General features: G+C 70.6%; 15 protein-coding genes. 7 read left to right on the top strand and 8 right to left on the bottom strand.

Annotated elements, in window-relative coordinates:
• Positions 1 to 43 precede the first annotated feature (43 nt).
• From ACIQK6_RS14050 to ACIQK6_RS14060, 3 genes are all read left to right on the top strand, one after another.
• Positions 44 to 793: a helix-turn-helix domain-containing protein gene (locus ACIQK6_RS14050; RefSeq protein WP_402694874.1), complete on the top strand. Its 750-nt coding sequence runs from the start codon at positions 44 to 46 to the stop codon at positions 791 to 793.
• A 74-nt stretch (positions 794 to 867) separates the two neighbouring features.
• Positions 868 to 1,374 (top strand): DinB family protein, encoded by a 507-nt coding sequence (locus ACIQK6_RS14055; RefSeq protein WP_329103093.1) that lies wholly within the window; start codon positions 868 to 870, stop codon positions 1,372 to 1,374.
• 51 nt (positions 1,375 to 1,425) lie between these two features.
• Positions 1,426 to 2,529, top strand: coding sequence for a hypothetical protein (locus ACIQK6_RS14060; RefSeq protein ID WP_329103091.1), 1,104 nt, complete (start codon positions 1,426 to 1,428; stop codon positions 2,527 to 2,529).
• Positions 2,530 to 2,539: 10 nt separating this feature from the next.
• On the opposite strand, the gene ACIQK6_RS14065 is transcribed toward ACIQK6_RS14060, so the two are convergent.
• Positions 2,540 to 3,004, bottom strand: coding sequence for a MarR family transcriptional regulator (locus tag ACIQK6_RS14065; protein ID WP_329103089.1), 465 nt, complete (start codon positions 3,002 to 3,004; stop codon positions 2,540 to 2,542).
• Between the two features lie 72 nt (positions 3,005 to 3,076).
• On the opposite strand from ACIQK6_RS14065, the gene ACIQK6_RS14070 reads away from it, so the two are divergent.
• Positions 3,077 to 3,328, top strand: a complete 252-nt coding sequence (locus ACIQK6_RS14070; protein ID WP_402694875.1) for an EF-hand domain-containing protein — start codon at positions 3,077 to 3,079, stop codon at positions 3,326 to 3,328.
• 49 nt (positions 3,329 to 3,377) lie between these two features.
• Here ACIQK6_RS14070 and pyk read toward each other — a convergent pair whose 3' ends face one another.
• Entirely contained in the window at positions 3,378 to 4,805 is a 1,428-nt protein-coding gene (gene pyk / locus ACIQK6_RS14075) for a pyruvate kinase (RefSeq protein ID WP_329103085.1), read from the bottom strand.
• A 145-nt stretch (positions 4,806 to 4,950) separates the two neighbouring features.
• Positions 4,951 to 5,661, bottom strand: a complete 711-nt coding sequence (locus ACIQK6_RS14080; protein ID WP_329103083.1) for an SIMPL domain-containing protein — start codon at positions 5,659 to 5,661, stop codon at positions 4,951 to 4,953.
• Positions 5,662 to 5,788: 127 nt separating this feature from the next.
• Between ACIQK6_RS14080 and ACIQK6_RS14085 the strand changes: the two genes are divergently transcribed.
• Positions 5,789 to 7,609 carry a 5'-nucleotidase C-terminal domain-containing protein gene (locus ACIQK6_RS14085; RefSeq protein WP_329108037.1) on the top strand — a complete coding sequence of 607 codons (1,821 nt, stop codon included), beginning with the start codon at positions 5,789 to 5,791 and terminating at the stop codon, positions 7,607 to 7,609.
• 67 nt (positions 7,610 to 7,676) lie between these two features.
• Here the strand turns inward: ACIQK6_RS14085 and ACIQK6_RS14090 are convergent, their stop codons facing one another.
• The 5 genes from ACIQK6_RS14090 to ACIQK6_RS14110 all read right to left on the bottom strand — a co-directional run bounded on the left by ACIQK6_RS14090 (position 7,677) and on the right by ACIQK6_RS14110 (position 15,568).
• On the bottom strand, positions 7,677 to 8,846 hold the full coding sequence (locus ACIQK6_RS14090; protein ID WP_402694876.1) for an ALF repeat-containing protein: 1,170 nt from the start codon (positions 8,844 to 8,846) through the stop codon (positions 7,677 to 7,679).
• A 138-nt stretch (positions 8,847 to 8,984) separates the two neighbouring features.
• Positions 8,985 to 10,394: a SidA/IucD/PvdA family monooxygenase gene (locus ACIQK6_RS14095; RefSeq protein ID WP_329103079.1), complete on the bottom strand. Its 1,410-nt coding sequence runs from the start codon at positions 10,392 to 10,394 to the stop codon at positions 8,985 to 8,987.
• The gene (locus ACIQK6_RS14100) at positions 10,391 to 11,791 is read right to left on the bottom strand and encodes a pyridoxal phosphate-dependent decarboxylase family protein (RefSeq protein WP_402694877.1); all 1,401 of its coding nucleotides are present in this window, start codon (positions 11,789 to 11,791) and stop codon (positions 10,391 to 10,393) included. The genes ACIQK6_RS14095 and ACIQK6_RS14100 overlap by 4 nt, the downstream gene beginning before the upstream one ends.
• Before the next feature lie 831 nt (positions 11,792 to 12,622).
• Positions 12,623 to 15,163 (bottom strand): aminopeptidase N, encoded by a 2,541-nt coding sequence (pepN, locus tag ACIQK6_RS14105; protein ID WP_402694878.1) that lies wholly within the window; start codon positions 15,161 to 15,163, stop codon positions 12,623 to 12,625.
• A gap of 48 nt (positions 15,164 to 15,211) precedes the next feature.
• Positions 15,212 to 15,568, bottom strand: a complete 357-nt coding sequence (locus tag ACIQK6_RS14110; protein WP_329103073.1) for a chorismate mutase — start codon at positions 15,566 to 15,568, stop codon at positions 15,212 to 15,214.
• 146 nt (positions 15,569 to 15,714) lie between these two features.
• On the opposite strand from ACIQK6_RS14110, the gene ACIQK6_RS14115 reads away from it, so the two are divergent.
• Complete coding sequence (locus tag ACIQK6_RS14115) at positions 15,715 to 16,134, top strand: hypothetical protein (protein ID WP_329103071.1); 420 nt, start codon at positions 15,715 to 15,717, stop codon at positions 16,132 to 16,134.
• Positions 16,131 to 16,487 carry a transcriptional regulator gene (locus tag ACIQK6_RS14120; RefSeq protein WP_329103068.1) on the top strand — a complete coding sequence of 119 codons (357 nt, stop codon included), beginning with the start codon at positions 16,131 to 16,133 and terminating at the stop codon, positions 16,485 to 16,487. The genes ACIQK6_RS14115 and ACIQK6_RS14120 overlap by 4 nt, the downstream gene beginning before the upstream one ends.
• Positions 16,488 to 16,543: the final 56 nt, after the last annotated feature.

The raw sequence follows: 16,543 nt of genomic DNA on the forward strand, positions 1-16,543 counted from the left end.
AATTGCACTACGTGCGCCGATTTCGCCCGGCAGCATCGGCCACATGTACGACGTGGACACGCGCATGCGCGCCCTGGACCTGCTCGCCAACGGGCGCAGCGTGAACTCCGTCAGCAAGGAAACCGGGATATCCCGGTCCGCCATCCGTGCGTGGCGTTCCCGGGTGGAGCCACTACCCCGCTTGCTTAATCAGGCCGCACCCTGCGCAGGACCCGCCGACACCGCCTCGTACGCGTACCTCCTCGGCCTCTATCTCGGCGACGGCTGCATCAGCCCCCACCCGCGTGGCGGCCAGTACCTCCGCATCGCGTGTGCGGACGCATGGCCCGGCCTCATCGAGCTGTGCCGTGCAGCGATCCTGGCCGTCCGCCCAGGGGACAAGGTCTACGTCCTGCAGCGCCAGGGCTGCGTGGCCGTCACCAGCTACGGGCGGCACTGGACATGCCTGTTTCCGCAGCACGGGCCCGGACGGAAACACGAGCGGCGGATCATCCTTGAGGGCTGGCAGCAGGAGATCGTGGACGCCCATCCGTGGGACTTCCTGCGGGGGCTGATCCACTCCGACGGGTGTCGGATCACCAACTGGACGGTCCGCAACGGCAAGCGCTACGAGTACCCGCGGTACTTCTTCACCAACAAGTCCGACGACATCCGCAGGCTCTGTACCGACACCCTCACCAAGGTCGGGGTCCGGTGGACCGTGTTGGCCCGGGGCAGCGATCCGTTAAACGTCTCCGTCGCGCGGAAGGACTCCGTCGCCCTCATGGACGCCCACATCGGGCCGAAGTACTAGGGCCCGTCCGGCGGACCCCGCCGGACGGTAAAACGCCTCGACAGCGGTCGTGTTCATCGGGGACGCTTCGCGTGATGACCAGAATCGACGACACACCGCCCGCGTGGGACGAGCGCACGCAGCTCACCACGTTCCTCGACTATGCCCGTGACACCGCCCGCGCCAAGTGCGACGGCGTCTCCGCGGAGAACGCCCGCAAGGCGCTCCTGCCGGGCTCACCGCTGATGACGATGAGCGGTTTGATCAACCACCTCCGCTGGGTCGAGTACTACTGGTTCCAGGTGGTCTTCCTCGGTGAGGAGGACCGGGGACCCTGGACGGAGGAGGACCCCGACCGCGAGATGCGCGTGGCCGTCGACTTCCCGCTCGCGCAGTTGCTCGACGAGTACGCCGAGCAGAGTGCCGGGTACCGCGAGCTGGTCGCCGGGAGCGGCCTGGGCGACCGGGCGAAGCGGGCGGTCCGCGACGGCCTGCACGTCGACCTGCGCTGGATCCTCCTTCACCTCACGGAGGAGACGGCGCGCCACAACGGTCACTTGGACATCCTGCGCGAGATGCTCGACGGCACGACCGGCGACTAGAGCCGGAGCGGGCCGGACTGGCCCTGGGTGCCTGCTGGATAGGGTGGCCGCATGTCGCACATGCTTCCGCCCCTGGTCACCGAGGCGGCGGCGCTGTCCGTCGCGGGGGCTCTGGTTCGGCGGTACGAGATGGGTCCGGCGCTGATCGGGGTGGGGTCGGAGGCGACCGTGGTCGTGGTCGTGCCCGGGGACGATCCCGGGGGCAGCGGGGTGCAGGATTCCACCCAGGTGCTGCTCCGCGGGGACAGGATTCCGGAGCTCCACTCGCGGTTCGACTTCCATGATTCCCCGCCCATCCATGTGTTCGCCCGTTTGGAGCAGGGCCACCTGCCGCTCGGGAGGGCGTGGTGCAGGGGGAGGAGCTGGGCCGCGGCCCACTTCGACCACGCCAAGTTGGAGCTGGACCGTCCGATGAGCCGCGTGATGCTGGATGCCGTACGGCCGGTTCCGGCGCCCGGGCCGGTGCCGGGGGTGGACTGGGTGGACGGCGTGGAGGGGGACCCGGTCCGGGCCCTGGAGTCGTTCGTCCTCGGCTGGTTCCCTGCCGAGGGCGATGGCGAGGACGAGGCGGCGGGGTCGGCGGAGGAACCGGGTGATCTGCCGGAGGCGTTGGCTTCCTTCCACCGTCTGGCCCGCCGCCGTCCGGCGATCCACCGGTTCCACGATCCCGTGTTGCGGCGGCCCGAGCGTGCTGCCGGGCCGCTCGGCGACCGGCTGGTCTTCGCCGAGTGGAACGAGGGCTCCATGGACTGGTCCGTCCCGTGGCCGCCGGGGGGTGGGGGTGCGGCGGATCCTCTCGTGTGGCACACCGAGGACCCCCGCGAGGCCCCGGAGACGATCGTCGAGCGTGAGCCGCTGAGCCGTTTCCTCCTGCAGTTCACGCTGCACGGAGCCTTGCTCGCCTCTCCCTACAAGGCGGCGACCTTCTGCATGCCGGTCGCGAGCCTCGACGGCTTGTGGAGCGTGTTGCGTCCGGTGCCCTTGAGTCCGTTCCTCCCGACCTACTCGGCCAACAGGTTCTTCGTGGCTCCGGGATTGCTGGCCATGATCAGTGCTGATGAGGACGAGGCGACCGCGTGCTTCGGCGCTCTGCACCGTGCGACCCTCACACCGCTGCTGGCGCACGGGTTCCGCTGGTCCCGCTTCGACGGGTGAGGTGCGTGTCCTAGGCGGGGAGGTCGCCGTTGCCGCCGAGGTTGGCGACCAGGCGGCGGAGGGTGTCGATCGTGGCGGCGTAGGTGGCGTCGTCGATGCCCTCGCGCATCCGGGTGTGGACCTTCGCGTTGCGGTCGTGGGCGCGGAGGCGGCCGGCCTCTCCGGCTTCGGTGAGGGTGAGGGTGAGGTGGTCGTCGGCTTCGGTGAGCCAGCCGCGGGTGGTGAGGTCGGCGTAGAGGGCCTCGAAGTCGGTGTGCTGGTCGTCGAAGGGGGCGAGCTTCGCGGTGAGGGCCTCGCGGGTCCACGTGCCGGGGGCGCCGGCTATGTGGTTCAGGGTCCACCAGTGGGGCTGGGTGAGGTGTTCCTCGGCGAGGGCGGTGCGGAGGCCGCCGATGACGAGGTGTGCGGCTTCGCGGGTCCAGTAGCCGATGGGCTGGGCGGCGAGCTGCTGCTGTGTGTATTCCTCGGTGGTCATGTGGTGACCGTATGACCTCAGGTTAGGTTGAGGTCAAGCGCTGGTTGTGCTGGTTCGACGAGGGAGTGCGCGATGAGTGAGAAGGCCCGGCAGTTGTTCGGTGCGCTCGACCTGGATGAGGACGGGGAGCTGACGCGGGCGGAGGTGATCTCGGCCCTGCGGTCGAAGGGGCCGACCTTGGCGGCGCGGGGGGATCTGCCGTTCTGGGGTGTGGGGGATGCGGAGGCGTCGTCGGCGTTGTTCGATGAGGCTGATGCGGCCGGGGATGCGGTGTTGACGTTCGAGGAGTTCGCGGCCGTGGTGGATCGGCGGTTCGGCTGGTAGTGCGGGTGGCCGCGTCGGGCGCGGCGCCCGACGCGGTGTGGTGTGTGGGTCAGTGGACCGCGTCGCCGATGTGGTGGATGCGGACGAGGTTGGTGGAGCCGGTGACGCCGGGGGGTGAGCCGGCGGTGATGACGACGGTGTCGCCGGGTACGCAGCGGCCGATGCGCAGGAGTTCTTCTTCGACTTGGGCGATCATGGCGTCGGTGGAGCCGACGTGGGGGCCGAGGAAGGTTTCGACGCCCCAGGTGAGGTTGAGTTGGGAGCGGGTGGCGGGGTCGGGGGTGAAGGCGAGGAGGGGGATGGGTGAGCGGTAGCGGGAGAGTCGGCGGACGGTGTCGCCGCTCTGGGTGAAGGCGACGAGGAATTTGGCGTCGAGGAAGTCGCCCATTTCGGCGGCTGCGCGGGCGACGGCTCCGCCTTGGGTGCGGGGTTTGTTGCGGTCGGTGAGTGGGGGGAGGCCCTTGGCGAGGATGTCTTCTTCGGCTGCTTCGACGATGCGTGACATGGTGCGGACGGTTTCGATGGGGTATTTGCCGACGCTGGTTTCGCCGGAGAGCATGACGGCGTCGGTGCCGTCGATGATGGCGTTGGCGACGTCGCTGGCTTCGGCTCGGGTGGGGCGGGAGTTGTCGATCATCGAGTCGAGCATTTGGGTGGCGACGATGACGGGTTTGGCGTTGCGCTTGGCGAGTTTGATGGCGCGCTTTTGGACGATGGGGACTTGTTCGAGGGGCATTTCGACGCCGAGGTCGCCGCGGGCGACCATGATGCCGTCGAAGGCGGCGACGATGTCGTCGATGTTTTCGACGGCTTGGGGCTTTTCGATCTTGGCGATGACGGGGAGGCGTCGGCCTTCTTCGTCCATGATGCGGTGGACGTCTTCGATGTCGCGGCCGCTGCGGACGAAGGAGAGGGCGATGACGTCGGCGCCGGTGCGCAGGGCCCAGCGGAGGTCTTCGATGTCCTTTTCGGAGAGGGCGGGGACGGAGACGGCTACGCCGGGGAGGTTGAGGCCTTTGTGGTCGGAGACCATGCCGCCTTCGATGACGCGGGTGTGGACGCGGGGGCCGTCGACTGCGGTGACTTCGAGGGTGACGCGGCCGTCGTCGACGAGGATGAGTTCGCCGGTGGTGACGTCGGTGGCGAGGCCTTTGTAGGTGGTGCCGCAGGTGTGGCGGTCGCCTTGGTGGTCTTCGACGGTGATGGTGAATTCGTCGCCGCGTTCAAGGAGTACGGGGCCTTCGTGGAATCGGCCGAGTCGGATCTTCGGGCCTTGAAGGTCGGCGAGGATGCCGACGCTGCGGCCGGTCTCGTCGGAGGCCTTGCGTACGCGTTGGTAGCGCTCCTCGTGTTCGGCGGTGGTGCCGTGGCTGAGGTTGAGGCGGGCGATGTCCATTCCGGCTTCGACCAGTGCTTTGATCTGGTCGTATGAGTCGGTGGCGGGGCCCAGGGTACATACGATTTTCGCTCGGCGCATGAGGCGAGCGTATTCCCCTACCTGCGGGTAGGTAATCGCTTCCGGATGTCCAATCAACAACCGTTGGGCAAAAGGTTGTTGACAACTGTTGAATGTGCACGGGGGTGCTCTGATGAGCACCCCCGGGGCGGCATTTGTGGGTTCTTCAGAGTTGTGGAGGGGTCATGGTGAAGCGGGCGTTCACCTGTGCGTAGACGGTCTGGCGCTGGGGTTCGAGGTCGAGGGGCGGGGGGCCGGCGTCTTCGTTGGCGCTGAAGGCCATGGTGCGCATGCCGGCGCCGGGGGCGGCGGTGAAGGGGGCGGCGTTCTCGGCGCCGAGGTCGGCGAGTTCGACGAGGGCCGCGAGGTTCGCGCCGAGGGCTTCGGCGTATTCGCGGGCGCGTTGGACGGCTTCGAGCACGGCTTGGCGGCGGGCTTGACCGTGGGCGGGTGAGGTGGGGCGCAGGGCCCACCAGGGGCCGTCGATCTGGGTGAGTTCGAGGTCGGCGAGGCGGGTGGTGAGTTCGCCGAGGGTGGTGAAGTCGCTGAGTTCGGCGGTGATGTGGACGCGGCCGTGGTAGGCGCGGATGCGTTCGGCGCGGCCGTGGCGGGTGAGTTCGGGGGTGATGGAGAAGGCGCCGGTTTCGAGCTTTTCGACGGGGTCGCCGTAGCTCTTGATGAGGTCGAGGGCGGTGTTGTTGCGCCGGGTGAGGTCTTCGAGTGCGGCGCGGCGGTCGGTGCCGCGGGCGCTGACGGTGATTCCGATGCGGGCGATCTCGGGGTCGACTTCGATGCGGGCTTCGCCGCGGACTGCTACGCGGGGTACTTCGGGGGTTCCGTAGGGCTGGTGGGATGCGTGCGCTGCGTCCTGGGTCATGGTTTCACTGTCGCACTGTCGCTCGTTCGGGTGCGGTCATCGGATCGAAACCTGGTGGGGGTGTTGCGGCTTGTTACTGGTGGGTCAGAATCTACGCGCGTTGTTCAGGCCTCAAAAGGGAGATGGCATGGCGTTCGACCGTAGGACTTTCCTGGGTAGCACGGCGGCGACGGGTGCGGCCGTGGCGTTGGCGGGGGCCGCGGGCTCCCCGGCCGCGGCGGCCGTGCAGGAGGTGAAGGGGGCCGGGTCCGGGTCCGGTTCCGGGGCGCGGACGTACGCGTTCACGGTGATGGGTACGACCGACTTGCACGGGAACGTCTTCAACTGGGACTACTTCACGGACAAGGAGTTCGACGACAAGGCGCACAACGACGTCGGTCTGGCGAAGATTTCGACGTTGGTGGAGCAGGTGCGGGCGGAGAAGGGGCGGCGCAACACGCTGCTGATAGACGCGGGTGACACGATCCAGGGCACGCAGTTGTCGTACTACTACGCGAAGGTGGATCCGATCACTGCGCGGCGGGGTCCGGTGCACCCGATGGCGCAGGCGATGAACGCGATCGGTTATGACGCGGCGGCGCTGGGGAACCACGAGTTCAATTACGGGATACCGGTGCTGCGGAAGTTCGAGGAGCAGTGTCGTTTCCCGCTGTTGGGGGCGAACGCGCTGGATGCGCGGACGCTGCGGCCGGCGTTCGCGCCGTACAGCATGCACAAGTTGCGCACGCCCTGCGGGCGGGACGTGAAGGTGGCGGTGCTGGGGCTGACGAACCCGGGGATCGCGTTGTGGGACAAGGCGAACGTGCAGGGGAAGATGACGTTCCCGGGGTTGGAGGAGCAGGCGGCGAAGTACGTGCCGAAGCTGCGGTCGATGGGTGCGGACGTGGTGATCGTGTCGGCGCACTCGGGGTCGAGCGGTACGTCGTCGTACGGTGACCAGTTGCCGTACGTCGAGAACGCGGCGGCGCTGGTGGCGGAGCAGGTGCCGGGGATCGACGCGATCCTGGTGGGGCACGCGCACACGGAGATCCCGGAGTACCGGGTGAAGAACAAGGCGACCGGCAAGGACGTGGTGCTGTCGGAGCCGCTGAAGTGGGGGCAGCGGCTGACGCTGTTCGACTTCGAGCTGGCGTGGGTGAAGGGCCGTTGGTCGGTGGCGAAGGTCGCGGCGAAGGTGCTGAACTCGAACACGGTAGCGGAGGACCCGAAGATCACGGGGTTGTTGTCGGACGAGCACCGCAAGGTCGTGGCGTACGTGAACCAGGTGATCGGTACGTCGACGCAGGCGATGTCGTCGGCGGAGGGGCCGGTCAAGGACGTCGCGATCATCGATCTGATCAACCATGTGCAGGCGGAGACGGTGAAGGGGGCGTTGGCCGGTTCGGAGTGGGCGGCGCTGCCGGTGTTGTCGCAGGCGTCGTGCTTCTCGCGGACGGCGGCGATCCCGTCGGGTCAGGTGACGATCAGGGATGCGGCGGGTCTGTATCCGTTCGAGAACACGATGGAGGCGCGGCTGCTGACGGGTGCGCAGGTGAAGGACTACCTGGAGTACTCGGCGCGGTACTACGTGCAGACGGCTCCGGGTGCTCCGGTGGATCCGGCGAAGCTGACGAACGCGGAGGGCGTGCCGGACTACAACTACGACGCGGTGTACGGGTTGGTGTACGACATCGACATCGCGCAGCCGGTGGGTTCGCGGATCACGGGGTTGTCGTTCCAGGGGAAGCCGGTGGATCCGGCCGGGCAGTTCGTGTTGGCGGTGAACAACTACCGGGCTTCGGGTGGCGGTAACTTCCCGCACGTTCCGCAGGCGAAGCAGGTGTGGGCGAACTCGGACGAGATCCGCAACACGATCATCCAGTGGGTGAAGGCGAAGGGGACGGTGGATCCGGCGCAGTTCGCTTCGGTGGACTGGCGGCTGACGCGGGCCGGGGTCGCGGTGTTCTAGGCGGGGCCCGGTGGGGTGGCCGGCCGTGGTGTGCTGCGGTCGGCCACCCCTGGTGGTGCGGGTTCGGTCAGCGTGCGGCGCCGGCGCCGGCGCGGCGCATGCGGGCGGCGAGGAGCAGTCCGGCGCCCGCGGCGATCGCGGTGCCCGCGCCGCCGGCGATCAGGGTGGTGTGGTCGCCCGCGCCGGTGGTGGCGAGGGGGGATCCGTTGTGGCCCTGGGCGGTGACGGCGATGTTGCCGGTGCCGGTGCCGGTGTTCGTGTTGTCGGTACCGGAGCCCGTGCCGGCGCCGTTGCCCTGTTCCTGACCGTCCTTGTCGGGGGCGGGCTTTTCCTTGTCCTTGGCGGCCTGGTCCTTGGCGCGGGCCTCGTGCTGGCCCGTCTTGAGGAACTCGGTCCGGTCGGCGGGGGTGCCGGCGAGGGCGGCGCGGCCGGCCTTGACGAGTTCCGGGCCGCCGCCGTCGATGGTCTTCGCGATGGCGACGCGGTTGTCCTGGTCGCGGAGCTGGTACTGGGTCACTTCCAGGAAGTGGCGCAACTCGGCCGGGGTCGGCGATCCGTTCATGAGCTTGCCGATCGCCTCGGTGAGGATCGGGCCGTCCCAGCCCTCGTCGATGCGGGCCAGTTCGACCAGATCGTCCTGGGCCTGGGCGTGGTGGCGGCCGGTCTTGAGGAACTCCGCGCGGTCGGCGGGGGTGCCCTTCAGGGCCTTCTTGCCGGCTTCCTTCACGCCGGTGCCGCCGGTGCTGATGAGCCGGGAGATCTCGACCTTGTTGTCGTCGTCGCGCAGCTCGTGCTGGGTGGCGTCGTAGAAGTGGCGGAGCTGGTCGATGGTCGGGTTGCTGCTGAGGACCTTGTTGACGCCTTCCTTCAGGCCGGGGCCGGCGCCCGGGAGGAGGCGCAGGATCGCGATGCGGTAGTCGTCCATGCGGATGTTGTGCTGGTCGACTTCGATGAACTTGCGCATGGCCTTGGGGCCGTCGGCGATGGCCTTGCGGCCGGCTTCCTTCATGAACTCGCTGGCCATCGGGTGGGCGATGATCGCGAGGATGGTCTTGCGGTCCTCTTCGGCCCGGTCGGGCGCGGCCTGGTCGGGCACGGCCTGGTCCGGCGTGGTCGGTGCCGGCTGGTTGCCGGTGGCCGGGGCGTCGTGGCCGGCGGCGAAGGCCGGTGACGCGATGAGGACGGCCGGAGCAAGGGCAGCGGTGGTCACCGCTGCGGCGATCCGGGAAAACTTCACAGACAAAACCCCCTGGAAACGTTTCTTCGACAGAAGGGACGTTCGGTCTGCGCAGATAGTTGTATCCGGTCACGTTCCCGCCCCTCGTGGCGGCCCGGGGCGGTGGGGGCGGGATCTCGATCACCGGACGCGGACCTCTCAGGGGTGGTCGACGAGGGGGCGGAGTTCGCCGGCGGGGCGGGGTCGGCTGTGTTCGCGCTGGTCGAGGCCGAAGGTCGTGAAGGCGGTGCGGGCCGGCTGGGGGTAGGGCTCCTTGCCGGTGAGGGTGTTGAGGATGGCGGCGCTGCGCCAGGCGGCGAGGCCGAGGTCGGGGGCGCCGACACCGTGGGAGTGGCGTTCGCCGTTCTGGACGAAGACGCTGCCGGTGACGGTGGGGTCGAGGATCATCCGGTAGCGGTCGTCGATGCGGGGGCGGCCGGAGGAGTCCTTGCGCAGGTACGGGTCGAGGCCGGCGAGGAGGCTGCCCAGCGGTCGCTCCCGGTATCCGGTGGCGAGGACGACGGCGTCGGTGGTGAGGCGGGAGCGGGTGCCCTGCTCGACGTGTTCGAGGTGGAGTTCGACCTTGGTGGTGGCGACGCGACCGGCGGTGCGGACGCTGACTCCGGGGGTGAGGACGGCGTCGGGCCAGCCTCCGTGGAGGGTGCGGCGGTAGAGCTCGGAGTGGATGGCGGCGATGGTGTCGGTGTCGATGCCCTTGTGGAGTTGCCATTGGGTGGGGACGAGTTGGTCGCGTACGGGTTCGGGGAGGGAGTGGAAGTAGCGGGTGTAGTCGGGGGTGAAGTGTTCGAGGCCGAGCTTGGAGTACTCCATGGGGGCGAAGGAGGGGGTGCGGGCGAGCCAGGTGAGGCGTTCGCGGCCGGCGGGGCGGGCGCGCAGGAGGTCGAGGAAGACTTCGGCGCCGGACTGGCCCGATCCGATGACGGTGACGTGTTCGGCGCCGAGGATGCGTTGGCGGTTGTCGAGGTAGTCGGCGGAGTGGATGACGGGGACGGTGGGGGCGTCGGCGAGGGGGCGCAGGGGTTCGGGGACGTAGGGGGCGGTGCCGATGCCGAGGGCGAGGTTACGGGCGTGGGTGCGGCCGAGGGCTTCGGCTTCGCCGGTGGCGTCGAGTTGGGTGAAGTCGACTTCGAAGAGGTCGCGTTCGGGGTTCCAGCGGACGGCGTCGACCTGGTGGCCGAAGTGGAGTCCGGGGACGCGGCCGGCGACCCAGCGGCAGTAGGCGTCGTATTCGGCGCGGTGGATGTGGAACTGCTCGGCGAAGTAGAAGGGGAAGAGCCGTTCCTTGTGCCTGAGGTAGCTGAGGAAGCTCCAGGGGCTGGCCGGGTCGGCGAGGGTGACCAGGTCGGCGAGGAAGGGGACCTGGAGGGTGGCTCCTTCGATGAGGAGTCCGGGGTGCCAGCGGAAGTCGCGGCGCTGGTCGTAGAAGGCGGTGGCGAGTTCGCCGGCTCCTTGTTGGGGCAGGCCGTGGGCGAGCGCTGCGAGGGACAGGTTGAAGGGGCCGATCCCGATTCCGACGAGGTCGTGGGGGGCGTCGAGCTGGGCGGTCATCGGTGGGTGCTGCCTTCCAGGAGGGAAATGAGCTGGTCCAGGTCCCCCGCTGTGGTGTGCGGGTTGAGCAGGGTGGCTTTGAGCCAGAGGCGGCCGTCGGCGTGGGTGCGGCCGAGGACGGCGCGGCCTTGGTGCAGGAGGGTGCGGCGCAGGGTGGCGAGGTGGTCGTCGTCGGCGTGGGTGGGCCGGAAGAGGACGGTGGTGAGGGTGGGGGGTGCGTGGAGTTCGAAGCCGGGGTGGGCGTCGAGGAGTCGGGCGAGGTGGTGTGCGGTGTCGACGGTGCGGTCGATGAGCGCGGTGAGGCCGTCGCGGCCGAGGGCGCGGAGGGTGGTGGCGATCTTGAGGGCGTCGGGGCGGCGGGTGGTGCGCAGGGAGCGGCCGAGGAGGTCGGGCAGGCCCGCTTCGGTGTCGTCGGTGGCGTTGAGGTAGTCGGCCTGGTGGGCGAGGGGGGCCAGGAGGGCGGTGTCGGGGACGGCGAGGAGGCCTGCGGCGACGGGCTGCCAGCCGAGTTTGTGCAGGTCGATGGTGAGGGAGTGGGCGCGGCCGAGTCCGGCGAGTTGGTCGCGGTGACGGGGGCTGAGGGCGAGGAGGCCGCCGTAGGCGGCGTCGATGTGGAGGTCGGCGCCGTAGCGGTCGCAGAGGTCGGCGATGCGGTGGAGCGGGTCGATGAGGCCTGCGTCGGTGGTGCCGGCGGTGGCGGTGACGAGGGTGGGGCCGGGGGTGGCGGCGAGGGCTTCGGCGAGGCGGGCGGGGTCGAGGGTGCCGGCGGGGGTGGGGAGTTCGGTGGCCGGGGGCAGGCCGAGGAGCCAGGCGGCGCGGGGTACGGAGTGGTGGGCGTTGGCTCCGTGGAGGACGGTGAGGGCGGGGCCGTGGCGTTCGCGGGCGAGGAGGACGGCGAGTTGGTTGGCTTCGGTGCCGCCGGTGGTGACGAGGGCGTCGGCGTGGGGGGTGTCGTAGAACTCGGCGGCGAGCGTGCGGGTGAGGAGGGCTTCGACGGCGGAGGCGGCGGGGGCCTGGTCCCAGGAGTCGAGGGAGGGGTTCAGGGCGGAGGCGGCGAGGTCGGCGGCGGCCGCGACGGCGAGCGGGGGGCAGTGCAGGTGGGCTGCGCAGAGGGGGTCGGCGGGGTCGGCGGCGCCGGCGGCCAGGGTGTGGACGAGGGTGCGGAGGGCTTCGTGGGCGCCGGTGCCGTGGGCGGGGAGTACGCCGGCGTCGCCGAGGGCGGCGTGGACGCGGGCGGTGACGGTGGTCGGGCCGCCGGCGGGGAGGGGGCCGCCGCGGTCGTGGGCGCCGGTGGTGAGGGCGTCGAGGACGGTGTCGAGGAGGGGGCGCAGGGCGGTGGGCCCGTCGGGGCCTCCGGCGAGCGGGGGTGTTGCGCGTGGGCCGGGCGGCGCGGTCATCGGGGTCCTCCGGGGCTGGCCGGGTGCGGGGCGGGCGGGGCGGGCACCGCACCCGGCCGGTACAACGATCAGACCCGAATGGGGTAACCGCCGGGGTTTGTCCGGAGTCGAGAAACCGACCGACCAAGCCCCGACCAAGCCCCGGCCGAGGGCCGGCCGGAGCGGGGGCAGGGGCGGGGCCCGGGGGGGGCCGGAGCCCGGGCGCAGCCGGGGGTGCCGGGACCGGGAGCCGGAACGGGACCAGAGGCCAAGCCGGGGACCGGACCCGGGCCGGAGCCCGGGGGCCCAGCCCCGGAAGCCGGGGCCCGGTGGCGGGGGCCGGCGTTATGGGCCGGAACGGGTCCAGGGGCCAGAGGTCGGGCCAGGCGCCGGGACGGGACCAGGAGCCGGACAGGGGCCGGGCCCGGGGCCAGAGCCCGAGACCAAGGGCCGGAGCCCGGGCACAGCCGGAGGGAGTGCCGGGACCGGGAGCCGGAACGGGACCGGAGGCCAGGCTGGGGGCCACAGCCGGGACCAGGGGCCGAGCCCGGGTTCAGCCGGGGGCGGGGCCACGGGCCGGAACGGAACCAGGAGCTGGGCAGGGACCAGAGGCTGGAACGGGACCAGAGGCCAGGCCGGCGGCCACAGCCGGGACCAGGGGCCGAGCCCGGGGCCGGCTCGGGGGCCGAGCCCGTGACCGGGCCAGGGACCGGGTCGGGGGCCCGAGCCCGGGGCCCGGGTCGGGAACCACAGCCGGGGCCCGGGGCCGGGTCGGGGGCTGCGGGGCCGGCCTGGGCCAAGGGGCCGGTCGGGGGCCCGGGCCTGGCTCGGGCCCCGTTCGCCGGCTTCCGGCTAGCTCTCGGCAGAGGCTCGGCGGACCTTGAGGGCGCGGGCGAGGTCGTCGAGTTGGTCGACCAGTTTGCGGCGCAGGAGGGGGATGACGTCCGGGTTCGTGAGGCAGGTGTGGCCGGCCTGGAGGTTGGACTCGTCGACGGCGTACGCGGGGAACGCCCAGCGGCCAGCGGCTTCGCCGATGGCCGGGCCGCGGCGGGCGCCGAGGGCGACGGCCTCCGGGTAGTAGCGGGTGACGTACGGCGTGAGCAGTTCGGCCTGTTCGGGCTGCCAGAAGCCCTGGGCGGTGGCGCTGAAGAGGTAGTTGGACAGGCTGTCGTCGTGGAAGAGGCGGTCCCAGGCGGCGGCCTTGGCCTCGATGGTGGGGAGGGCGGCGCGGCAGCGGGCGGCGCCTTCCTGGCCGGTGGCGCTGGTGTCTGCGGCGAGGGCGGCGTCGATCTCGGCTTCCCCGACGGCGCCGAGGACGGCGAGGCGGCCGAGGATGCGCCAGCGCAGTTCGGGGTCGAGTGCGGGGCCGCCGGGGACGGTGTCGTCGGTGAGCCAGGCGGCGATGGTGTCGGGCTGGGTGGCGCTGTCGACGAGGGTGCGTACGGCGGTCAGCCGCATGCCGGGCTCGGAGCCGTCCTCGGTGCGCCGGAGCAGGTCGCGGGCGATGGTGGTGAGGGTGGCGAGGGCCGCGGTCTGCTCTTCGGGGGCGAGGTAGCGCACGGCAACCTGGGTGCGGGCGAAGGCGAGGACGCCTTGGACGATGGCGAGGTCGTCCTCTTCGGGCAGGTGCGCGGCGGCGGTGGCCAGGTAGGCGTGGGGGTCGAGTTCGCCGTCGCGGACCATGTCGCGCAGGGCGTTCCAGACGACGGCGCGGGTGAGTGCCTCGGGGATGCCGGAGAGGCTGCGCAGGACCGTTTCGACGGAGGTTTCGTCGAGCCGGACCTTGGCGTAGGTGAGGTCGACGTCGTTGAGGACGAGGAGGGCCGGGCGGGCTCCGGTCACGGAGATGATCTCGTCGGAGGGGACGTCGAGGTCGAGGAGTTCGCGCAGTTCGAGGAAGCGGTCGTCGGCGGGGTCGCGGTCGTAGACGCCGACGGCGATGTGGTGGGGGCGGCTGCCGCGGCGGTCGACGGCGAGGGTCCAGCCGGTGGCGGTGTCGGGGCGGCCCTCGGATTCCTCGATGCGGGAGGTGAGGGTGTCGATGCCGGTGGTGCGCAGCCAGATGTCGGCCCAGGCGCGGATGTCGCGTTCGGTGTGGGCGGCGAGGGAGTCGATGAAGTCGGCGAGGGAGGCGTTGGCGAACTTGTGGCGGGCGAAGTGGGTGTTGATGCCGGCCAGGAAGTCCTTCTCGCCGAGCCAGGCGACGAGCTGGCGCAGGGCGGAGGCGCCCTTGGCGTAGGAGATGCCGTCGAAGTTGAGGAGGGCGGAGGCGGTGTCGGGGACGTCTTCGGGGGCGGGGGCGACGGGGTGGGTGGAGGGGCGCTGGTCGGCGTCGTAGCCCCAGGGCTTGCGGGTGACGCCGAAGTCGGTCCAGGTGTCGGTGAAGCGGGTGGCTTCGGTGAGGGTCTGGTAGCCCATGTATTCGGCGAAGGATTCGTTGAGCCAGATGTCGTCGAACCAGGCGAGGGTGACGAGGTCGCCGAACCACATGTGGGCCATCTCGTGGGCGATGACCATGGCGCGGGACTGGCGTTCGGTGTCGGTGACGGCGGATCGGAAGATGAACTCGTCGCGGAAGGTGACGAGTCCGGGGTTCTCCATGGCGCCGGCGTTGAACTCGGGCACGAAGGCCTGGTCGTAGGAGTCGAAGGGGTAGGGCTCGGTGAACTTCTCCTGGTACCGGTCGAAGCAGGCCTTGGTGATGGAAAGGATTTCTTCGGCGTCGACGTCCATGTGGGGTGCGAGGGACTGGCGGCAGTGGATGCCGAAGGGCAGTCCGGCGTGTTCGGTGCGGATGCTGTGCCAGGGGCCGGCGGCGACGGCGGCGAGGTAGGTGGAGATGAGGGGGGTGGGGGCGGACTGCCAGATGGCTGCGCCGCTGTTGTCGGGGGCGGCGCCGGTGCGGGTGGTGATGCCGTTGGCGAGGACGGTCCAGTGGGCGGGGGCGGTGACGGTGAATTCGAAGACGGCCTTGAGGTCGGGCTGGTCGAAGGCCGGGAAGACCCGCTGGACGTCGTCCAGGAACATCTGGCTGTAGACGTACGTCTGGTTGTCGGCCGGGTCGGTGAAGCGGTGCAGGCCCTCGCCGGTGCGCGAGTAGCGCATGCGGGTGTCGAGGTGCAGCTCGTGGGGGCCTTCGGTGAGGCCGGTGAGCGGCAGCCGGTCGTCGGCGAGGGTGGCCAGGTCGAGGGGGATGCCGTCGAGGGTGGCCGAGCGCAATTCGGCGGGCTTCAGCTCGATGAAGGTGTCTGCGGCGGTGCGTGCGGTGAACCGGACGACGGTGGCGGAGTCGAAGGTCTCGTCGTCGCCGGTGAGGTCGAGGGTGACGGCGTAGTGCTGGACGTCGAGGAGCTGGGCTCGGAGCTGCGCTTCGTTGCGCGTCAGTGCGGACATGGGGCCCATGCTGCCCCAGTGGGCGGCCGGACCCCCGGCTTCTCCCTTCTACTCTTCGCCCGCAGCGATCGTCTCGTGGTGGCGGATGACCTCGGCGATGATGAAGTTGAGGAGCTTCTCGGCGAAGGCGGGGTCGAGTTTGGCGTTCTCGGCGAGCTGGCGCAGGCGGGCGATCTGGCTGGCTTCGCGGCCCGGGTCGGCGGGGGGCAGCTGGTGCCTGGCCTTGAGGTGGCCGACCTGCTGGGTGCACTTGAAGCGTTCGGCGAGCATGTGGACGACGGCGGCGTCGATGTTGTCGATGCTGTCGCGCAGGCGGGCGAGTTCGGCGGTGACGCTCTCGTCGATGCCTGCGGAGTCGTCGGCCGCGCCCGTGCCGGTGCCGTTGTCGAGGTCGCTGATGTTCATGGTTCCCGAGAATACGTGGCGGCGGCCGTCGGTTCCTCGGGCAATCGGCCTGTGAGACGGCCGCCAGACACTTGCCAGAGTGGAAAGTACTCGCCATAGTGGAAATCGACTAGGAGCGATCATCCGTGTGCGAGCGAGGGGGAACCATGGAGGAGACGGCGAAGGCGGTCGGGGCGTTGGGTCGGGCGGCCGGTCTGGAGCGGGCGGCGCGGCAGCGCAGCGGCTGGTACGCGCGCTACCTGTGGGTGTTCGCGGCCGGGCAGCTGGTGCTCGTACCGATGGCCGTGCTGTGGCACGGGCCGATCTCGGCGGTGACGTTCTCGGTGACCAATGGGCTGCTGGTGGCCGGGCTGAGCGTGTACGCGGCGCGGCAGCGCGCGATGCGGCGGGGGTTCGGGAAGAAGCACGTGCTGCTGGTGGCGTCCTGGGCGACGTTGTTCGCCCTGACGGTCACCCTCGGCACCGCGCTGTTCGGGCACGGCGTGCCGTTCGCGGCGGTGGCCGCGGCGGTGTGTGCGCTGCCCCTGGCCGTCGGCGCCTGGACCGAGATGCGGAGGACGGCATGACGGACGGGCCGACCCCGGACACCGGGGCGGACGCGGACACCGGGGCGGACGTGAAGCGGGGCGGGCATCCGCGGCACGACCTCGCGCCGCTGCTGAACGCCCCCGTACGGCTTTCGGTGGTGGCGGCGCTGGCTCCGCTGGACAAGGCCGAGTTCGCTTTCGTACGGGACCTGGTCGAGGTCTCGGACTCGGTACTGTCGAAACAGGTGGCGGCGCTGGAGGAGGCGGGCTGGGTGCAGGTCCAGAAGGGCCGGGTCGGGCGGCGTCCGCGCACCTGGGTCTCGCTGACCGCCGAGGGGCGGGCGGTCTACGAGCGACACCTGGCCGCACTGCGGGCCATCGCGCTGGGCTAGGACGCCCAGGGGCCGGCGGGTGGCCCCGGTGACCTCTGGCCGCCGGCGCTGGCGGG

It is taken from the genome of Streptomyces sp. NPDC091682, from assembly GCF_044756625.1.
Lineage (GTDB): Bacteria > Actinomycetota > Actinomycetes > Streptomycetales > Streptomycetaceae > Streptomyces.